Genomic DNA, 8,400 nt, shown 5'->3' with positions numbered 1-8,400 from the left:
CTTTAAACTCGCGGTCGTATACTTTTCGTTGTTTCATTGGATAAAGATAGTTTTTTATCCCTTAACTCTTTGTACAGGTAAAGTTAGCAAGTCCACTTCTTTCTTAACACAAACTTTACAAAACTACACATAAACAAGCATTTAGCCTGCCTGTATTTTTCGGTAAGACTCTTTTAATTATACTATGTTCTATCTAATTCTATTAAAATGTATTAAAAGCTATCTCATCCGATATTAATTAGGATTTTAATTAATTTTAATGATATTCAAGCCATTTCGCCCGGTTGCCACAAACAGAAGTCCGTCTTTTACATACACATAGTTTGCCGATTCTGCCAGTTTAAAAGATCCCACGACATTAAAATTATCTTTTTCAAGTACAATTACTCCGTCTGCTCCATTTGCCAAGAAAACAAAGCAATCATTTACAGCAACACCATTTGTAAGACCATTTTCTTTAAAAACTTTAGGACTTTCAGCTGCAATACGATACGTATTTGGTTTGAATTCAGCTATCAGTTTTCCTGTAGCTAATTCTATTTTGGCCAGACCACGGTCACTTAGAGCTAGATAAACATAGTTGTCATCGATAGCCATGGTATTCTTTCCTGTATTTATTTTTTGGATAAGGGTGCTATATCTATACTCTTTAACATTGCTCCCGTCAATATTCGATATTCGTAAATAAGCTCCGCCTTCTTCTATAGCTAAAAATGCTTGAACCCGATTGTTATGAACAGTGTATTTACTTCTTGCTCCATCAGCATATAAAGTTTCGGATACATCATAATTTATGCTACTAGGATCCAATTTAAAAAATCCGCCATTAGCTCCTCCCGAAACCAACCATAACATATTATTGTAGATAAATGAATTCTTAGCAGCAACCCCCGGTATTTTATGTGTCTGGAAATAAGATAAATCGCCGGTAATGAATGTTCCATCTGACAACTTAGTTTCTACCAAACGTGCCCCATCCTTATCTCCACCGACAGCATATAATTTATCGCTTGCGATATCTATTCCGTTAAACTCAACCTTGTTGAAGATAGCTTCACTTATTAGAGATGGAGCTGTGTGATTCTGGATATCAAAAATTCTCAATGCACCGTTTGGTGTATTGTCATAGAATTCATCATTTGTATGATAAGACACATAAGCTCGCCCATTAAGAATACGCACATCCGTTGCACTCAAGTTTATATTATCACCTACCATTGGACTGGAAACTGTAGCAGCCAAGGTAAATTGAAGTGCACTTCCGTCACATGGGCGAATGCCTAGTTCAGGACGGCAATTTTTAGCCGCGATGTATGTATTTGCATTAACTGAAACTTGCTTGTCAATCTTCGATTCTGCAATCTCCTTATCAGTATTAATATCAATTTTACCTACAAATGCCGGAGTAGCATTCATATTTCCAATAGTAACGTTATTGTCGATGTCGATGCGAGCAAAGTACTGACTTTCATTCTTGATTTTACCATCTACACTAATCGTTCCTCCTGTTATATTTGTGAGTGACCCAGCGGCTAGATTGAGAGCACGTGAACCGTTAATATGGAACCCTTCTTCAAAATTAATGTAGGCATTATTATTTACTGTTTGATTTATTTGAGTATATCCTTCAAAAGTTAATCCGCAAAAATTATTTATTTCAGAGCTACCATTTAGAGCAACGCCAGAAGTAAAAATTAACTCACTATAATTATTAATTGTTCCATCAACAGTTCCAGAAGTATAAAATACCGATCCGTAATTATTAAGACTAGACCCGGAATTTAGATGAAAATCAACTCCTTTAGTAATGCTTCCATTAGGAGCAACCTCTACTTTTCCTCCATTAGGTATTTTTGTCCCTCCTCCATTAAAGCTACCTAGTATGATCAAAGTAGCTTTTCCGTTAAAATTTATATTACCCGAAAATGTTTCACCCGCTGCAATATAATAAACCTTATCATCATTTATATTCTGCAGACTATTTCCGCTTAATTTTGTGGCATTTGTAATATCAGGCATTCTATAATCTACCGATCCAGATAAAGATTTAGTCTCTAAGGATCTTCCTTCAACTAAGCGATCGAATGATAATCTTGAGTTCTTCAGGGCAATATTACCATTTAACAGAGATTTTCCATAAGTTAGCGTCATGTCCTCATTACTAATTGTTCCTGACAGATCATCAGCTTTGAAGTTGGTGTCTGTGTCATCAGAACAACTAATAGCCAGCAAGCAAATAATGCTCAGAAGACTTAAATTACGTTTAATTTTCTTCATTTTTGTTTTTAATTATTTTACACGTTCATTCATTTCCTATTTTAATAGCATATTTTTTATGCTCCAAACTCTTTTGCTTTACTGGATGTTTTAATCGGATTCCATGCATCCTTGTAAGAATCATAAAAGAAAAATTCATCGATATATGCTATTGTTCTTACAATACGCATATAGTATCCCATGTAGATGGGATATAATGGAATGTAAATTATCTTCTTGAATACCTGACCCTTATCATCACAAATAGCTAAGCAGTAAGAATATTGGATGATCGAGAGGATCAGATAAATAGAGTATTTGAAAGGGAACCAAATCAGAAGAAATGTAGGTTCCATAACCAGAATCTGTATCATATAAAATACCCATAGAAAGTCAAGGATCAGCCCAAAAAGGATATTTTCGAAGAAAGACATGAAATTAGAGAACCTGAAATTCATATTCGGAATCCAGATATCCCGATGCTTTCTCAGACGGAATCGGACAAGAGACCTGGACCAACGCAAGCGTTGTTTAGTTAATTTCTTCCATGTCACAGGAACATGAGTATGACATATTGCTTCTTCCTCAAATATAATACGATGATTTATTTTCCTTATTTTCACTGTAATATCTCCATCCAAACCAGGACCAACATCCCAACCGCCAACTCTGTCTAAAACAGCCTTGGGAAATGCTCCGAAAGCACCCGAAACTATTTTGTATATTCGCAAATAGGATAGTACAATGCGGGAGACATTAATCGATTGCAGATATTCTAAATACTGCATGGTAGCAGCAAGTGAGTCCTCTTCGTTTCGAACCATCAGATTACCGCCAACCGCTCCAACATTTTCGTAACGATAGAATGGGATCAATATTTTTTCTATTGCATCATCTTTCAGCGATGAATCGGCATCCAGATGGATTACGTATTTTCCCTGTGCATACCTGAGTCCCATGTTGGCAGCCGAAGCTTTTCCGCCTCGTATTTCGCTTCTTATGAATAGATTTATATCTCCTCGCTGCTCAAAATTATGGCCAATATCTTTAGTATTGTCCGTAGAGCCATCGTCTACAACTATTAATTCAATGTTTTGATAAGTTTGCCTTTTTAGGGATTCTACCAATTTATACAGATGCTTCCCTTCATTATGCCCGGGAACTAATACTGTAACAAGAGGATATTCATTTTTCAATCGCTGTTCTGCTATTTTCCATTCTGCATAGGTCTCACGTCTCTTTTTTTTGCTTAACATCAGAGAGACCCCTTCGACGATTAAAAACCGAGGAATATCCAAAAGAAGGATATACCATCCCCAACGGAGCATCGTATTCAGGTCCATCCTTTGCCAGAAATCAAAATATGTCTCCCAGAACTCTAACATATCATCAGTCTAACGATAAAAAATGTTGCAATCCTTTTTCTGTGAAGGAATATTTATACACCTTCCTCACAACAAGTTCATGTGGCGACTGATCAGTCTCACAATCCACACATGAAACTAAAATCGGAGGACGCTGAAACTGATTATTACAACTTGTGTTCTTGCATATAAAAGTGGAGCCTGGACTGTCATAGTCTACTCCCGGATTTAGTAACAGGGAAGAGCACTTTGGGCAAATCAGTTGATCCTTATAAAGAAAATCAGTCTTAGGTCCAATATAAGCACACCTGAAATGGTGAATGAGTGGTATCATCTTCAAATTATGAGATTTACACTTAGGACAGATTTCCCTATAGTTAAGGAATCCCCCGCCACAATGATGACATAGATGCAATGTGTCGATAAATTCTCTGTCCAGAAGGTTTTCGGAGAAAGCTCCTTTGAGCAAAACCCGCGAATATTTGTCGGCATTTTCGATCGAAAAAAAATGAGCTTCGATACGAGGATGAGTATAACCCGACAATGAATTACGGCTTTTTAGGGGTATTATTGACTTTTGTCTGGTATAATAATAATCGAAAGAAGACTGTAGAATAGCTTCATCTCCACTCAACTGTTTATGACCTCTGTTCTCTGCATATTTTTGTACAAAATAGTTAACCCGATCAAGTAGTTGTACTTTTTCCTGCATTTGCATATTTTCAATATATCCATCGCATAATTCCTCGATATATAGATTTTCACGAAAATATTCATACCCTTTTTTAAACTCTCTTTGCAGGAAAACAGGTTTAAGATAAACCTTCAGGTTTTCGGAGCGAATTATTTTTTTGAGAAATACTTTTACCTTTGAGGGTGAGTGATGATTTACCACCCACACATCAGACAGATCTGGATCGGGCAGTGTTTCTTCTTCGATAGAGTTGTCCAGAAGGAGCACTCTCTTATCATATATTTGAACTATCTTATCCATTCTTTTAAAGATGAATTTTAAACTTTCTTATTTTCACAGGAATATTACTGACCCCAAGTTGAACCCATTCCGGCTTATTTCCTGACGATGGAATAATTTCCATGACGATCCCTGATTTATCTTTCACTGTATTATCAGAAAAAGAGGTATCTTTTGGCTCAGAAACCATATACACTTTCGCAACCTCTCCTTCAAGCTTTGTGTGCCGATATGGCAATATGATCGAGACCATATCCCCTATCCGAAAATCATTCAGTCTATCTATATCGATATAAGCTCGTACAATATATTCCGGTCTGATAATTGACGCAACAATATCCTTCTTATAGTTTATCTGATTCAATGGAGTTCTCAATCGATCGACTTGCCCTTCGACTGGAGAAACGAAATAAGAATGACTCGACTTTAATTGCATATCCTTATATTGCATATCAGATCTACTTTGCAGATAGTTGCTGATTTGCTTTCTTTGCTTTATCAAAACAGCATATTCTGCATTTAATGTTGCTATCTGAGATGAAACATCATCGATGGATCGGTCTACATTGGCCAGTTCATTGGGTGTTATTGCATTCAGATAAACGAGCTGCTCTTTGCGATTTTTCTCTGATTTCCAGTATTTTAATCGCTTTTTGTGTTGCCAAATAAATAATTGTCTTTTTTCTATCTCTGCGTTTAGTTCGATCAGCAAAGTCCTATCCTTATCCCGGTCTAACATAAGAGAAATTGAATCTTGATTAGCCGGATATGTGTTGTTTTGGAGCTCGTAGACGAAAAGGGTGTCACCAACTTTCACCTCATTGCCATCTTCGACATGATATTCTAGAATACGGATATCTTCAGCAAAGTTGATGTCATACTGCTGTTGAAGGAGTATCCCCTCCGATAAATCGAAAAAACAGGGATAGATTAGCCATTTCAGCAAAGACCCTAATAATACGACAAGGATGGCAATGTAAAGCCATCGATCCCATCTCCTTCTGGGAACTACATGAGAAACTTTAGTCTCATCTTCTGTTATATTTGGAGTAAACTGTATATCCATTTTTATAGTTTGTAAAGTAAAGCACAATCATAGTATGCCAGATTAAAAATGCCATGGTCGTGTAATAGTTGCTTCGTCCGGATTATATCGTGGGGTGATTTGAAATCTTTTATCCGAAGTGCCCAAGCCGTATTCTCTCCTAATACATTTCTCAGGTTTAAGGTTCTATCCAATAATTTTGAATGGTCATCATTTTCGTAAGCCATGATGAAAGCATCTATACCAGCTTGTTTCAGAACAGAAATTTCCTCAATAGGTGTATGCATGGGAATACTTACACTCAGAGCCATATTGTGCACATCGCACCAACGTTTAGTTTCTATAAATAGGTTATTCATTCGTTTAGTATATGTTTCCTGATTTCGTTTGTAATCGGAAAAAGTATGAGGCTCGATATTTAGATGTATTCCGGAGAACCCTTGATTTTCTATCGTTCCCAACTTGTTTTGTAATTTCTTGTTCCCATCATCACTCAATGCATAGGAGTTTTCGCTGATAAGTCTGTAAACCTTAATACCTGTGGAGTTACATTGTTTTATAAAATCTGCTGTTTTTTCAAGATCGGAATTAGCAGGAGAGAAAAAAACAGTGCTTATTTTAGTTCTAATGAAAATTTCTAAAAGTTCCCTGTTTGTCTTCTGGTTAAAGAAATGCCCCCATAGATAAGTGCTCAGATTTGGATCATTTTTTTTATTCGCTAAAGATAATTCAACAGCCTTTGGTTCCTGTGGCGTATTTTTCTCATTAAGGAAGCCGGCTTTCAGATAAAATTGGAAAAAATCTTCACAAAGCTCCTGTTGCTTATCCAGTATTTCTATTTTCTTCTGGATAAATTTCTTACTTAGGTCAATATATGTTATTGGCGAGAATTCCTTTTTACTTTGTTTGCTTTTCATCTTTTCGGCATTCAGAAGAACCTTTATATATTCCAAGTCATTTTTCAAATCAGACAGGTCATTCTTCAGAAAGTAGAAATGACGGTGTCTGTCTTTTAACTCTCTCAGTAAATTGGACTGTTCCTGCTCAAAGGTTTCGATTTGTTCAGCCAACTCATATTCCAGCGGTTTATTCCCTCTGTTAAAATTGAGAGGTAACGATACCGTTACACCGAGGCTCGGATAAGTTTGTCCCGAATGATTTTTGTATTCATAATAATTGTATCTGAATTTCATCCTTACACTAAAATCTGCCCCCCCCTTTTTCTGGCTTCTGAGAACCTCCTGATTCAATTGAAACAGTCGTTCTTGTGAGTTGGACAATATCTTCTTTTCCAAAAGATGAAAATCGGGTAAATCAGTATATCCGTCAGGTAAGTTCCAGTACTGATGAAATGGTTCCTTATACTTAGCATCTTTGGTATATCTTTTTATTAGATCTATCAAGGATGCTACTGCATTAATATCGAGTCTGATTTTTTTTAGGTTGACATCATCAACCAGCCCCTGCTTATGCATCCCGGCTTCATGATTGTATTGGCTTTCCAGGAGAAGCATGCATTGGTTTAACAATATTAAGCGATGATTGTCGAAAACATCCTGCATCAAGTAAAATTTATTCTTAATGGTTGTATTTTCCATATGAATTTCTCTGATGAAATTGTCTCGTTCAACCTTCTTTTTCAGATTACGTCGTTCCTGCCTCCTCTTGGTAAAGCTGCCTTCTCCCCATATTACCCAATCGATTCCTGTCGACAATCGCAAACGGCTGAACAGATCTTCCGCATCGGATATATCCTGTCTGAAGTTCGAATTTACTTCCGAGACCCATTTTAATCCAAAGTCAGGAAATCCCGAAGATATGTCTACCGATGACTTTCTTTCATTGGATATATTAGAACTCGATATTTCTTTATCGGTTAGCAGATCAGACCATAGACCTGTTTGCTCTTCATCCGATACACTCATACTGTCGATCAGCAGCTGAACCTTTTGATAAACTTCTGACAGTTCGGACACCAGCCTTTCTATATTCCTATCTTCCTGTACTTGAGAAAACATAGATGGAGATATCAGAAGAAAGAGAGTAATATTTAGAATCCGGCCTTTCATTCGTGGGACGCTTCAAGATCGTTAGATGACATTAGTTCATTGTTCTGAAGACTGTAGACAAACCCTTTTTTGTTAAGATAACTTCTCAGATTGATCTCTTCAAAAAAGCGATGCTTCACAGCAAGTATGATAACATCATATGTCTTTAGTAAGAGCTGGTGCCGGGTAATTAGTTCAACGTTGTATTGGCTTCTAACTTTACTCCTATCTACAAGAGGGTCATAGATTTCCACACTAATATTACTGTCAGTCAAAGTTGTATATATATCTATCACTTTTGTATTGCGGATATCCGAACTATTAGCCTTGAACGAAAACCCTAATATCAGTACCTTCGATTGCTTCAACAGGCAACCGACAGACTCCATTTCCTTGATTACCTGATCTGCAACATAATATCCCATACTATTATTCACCTTTCGGGCAGTGAGAGTTAACTCAGGCTTGTAGCCCGCCTGTAGTGCTCTTTGAACAAGATAATAGGGGTCGACACTGATACAATGCCCACCAACGAGTCCGGGTTTCAGATTCATGAAATTCCATTTTGTCGATGCAGCCGACAATACCTCCGTCGTATCTATATTAAGAATATCGAGAACTGGAGTTCCTAACTTTTTTCGCACAACTAGTTAAGCGACATTATTAATATTCTGTTCTCTGTATTTGTTGTTAAATTCTTCAATGGTTTGATAG

The 8,400-nt window shown here is 36.8% G+C and carries 6 protein-coding genes; all 6 read right to left on the bottom strand.

The window, feature by feature from the left end:
* Positions 1-246: 246 nt before the first annotated feature.
* Positions 247-2,277: an LVIVD repeat-containing protein gene (locus B091_RS0111010; RefSeq protein WP_018110049.1), complete on the bottom strand. Its 2,031-nt coding sequence runs from the start codon at positions 2,275-2,277 to the stop codon at positions 247-249.
* Positions 2,278-2,333: 56 nt separating this feature from the next.
* The gene (locus B091_RS12195) at positions 2,334-3,512 is read right to left on the bottom strand and encodes a glycosyltransferase family 2 protein (protein WP_262482568.1); all 1,179 of its coding nucleotides are present in this window, start codon (positions 3,510-3,512) and stop codon (positions 2,334-2,336) included.
* A 133-nt stretch (positions 3,513-3,645) separates the two neighbouring features.
* Positions 3,646-4,614: a TackOD1 domain-containing metal-binding protein gene (locus B091_RS0111000; protein WP_018110047.1), complete on the bottom strand. Its 969-nt coding sequence runs from the start codon at positions 4,612-4,614 to the stop codon at positions 3,646-3,648.
* Positions 4,615-4,618: 4 nt separating this feature from the next.
* A complete protein-coding gene (locus B091_RS0110995; protein WP_018110046.1) occupies positions 4,619-5,659 on the bottom strand; it encodes an HlyD family secretion protein in 1,041 nt (346 codons plus the stop codon).
* 2 nt (positions 5,660-5,661) lie between these two features.
* Positions 5,662-7,614, bottom strand: a complete 1,953-nt coding sequence (locus B091_RS0110990; protein WP_155888347.1) for a hypothetical protein — start codon at positions 7,612-7,614, stop codon at positions 5,662-5,664.
* An 89-nt stretch (positions 7,615-7,703) separates the two neighbouring features.
* The gene (locus tag B091_RS12190) at positions 7,704-8,330 is read right to left on the bottom strand and encodes a UDP binding domain-containing protein (protein ID WP_018110044.1); all 627 of its coding nucleotides are present in this window, start codon (positions 8,328-8,330) and stop codon (positions 7,704-7,706) included.
* Between the last annotated feature and the right edge of the window lie 70 nt (positions 8,331-8,400).

The organism is Bacteroides propionicifaciens DSM 19291 = JCM 14649 (assembly GCF_000375405.1).
Classification (GTDB): domain Bacteria; phylum Bacteroidota; class Bacteroidia; order Bacteroidales; family Bacteroidaceae; genus Bacteroides_E; species Bacteroides_E propionicifaciens.
This window is presented reverse-complemented; position numbering and strand designations above follow the sequence as displayed.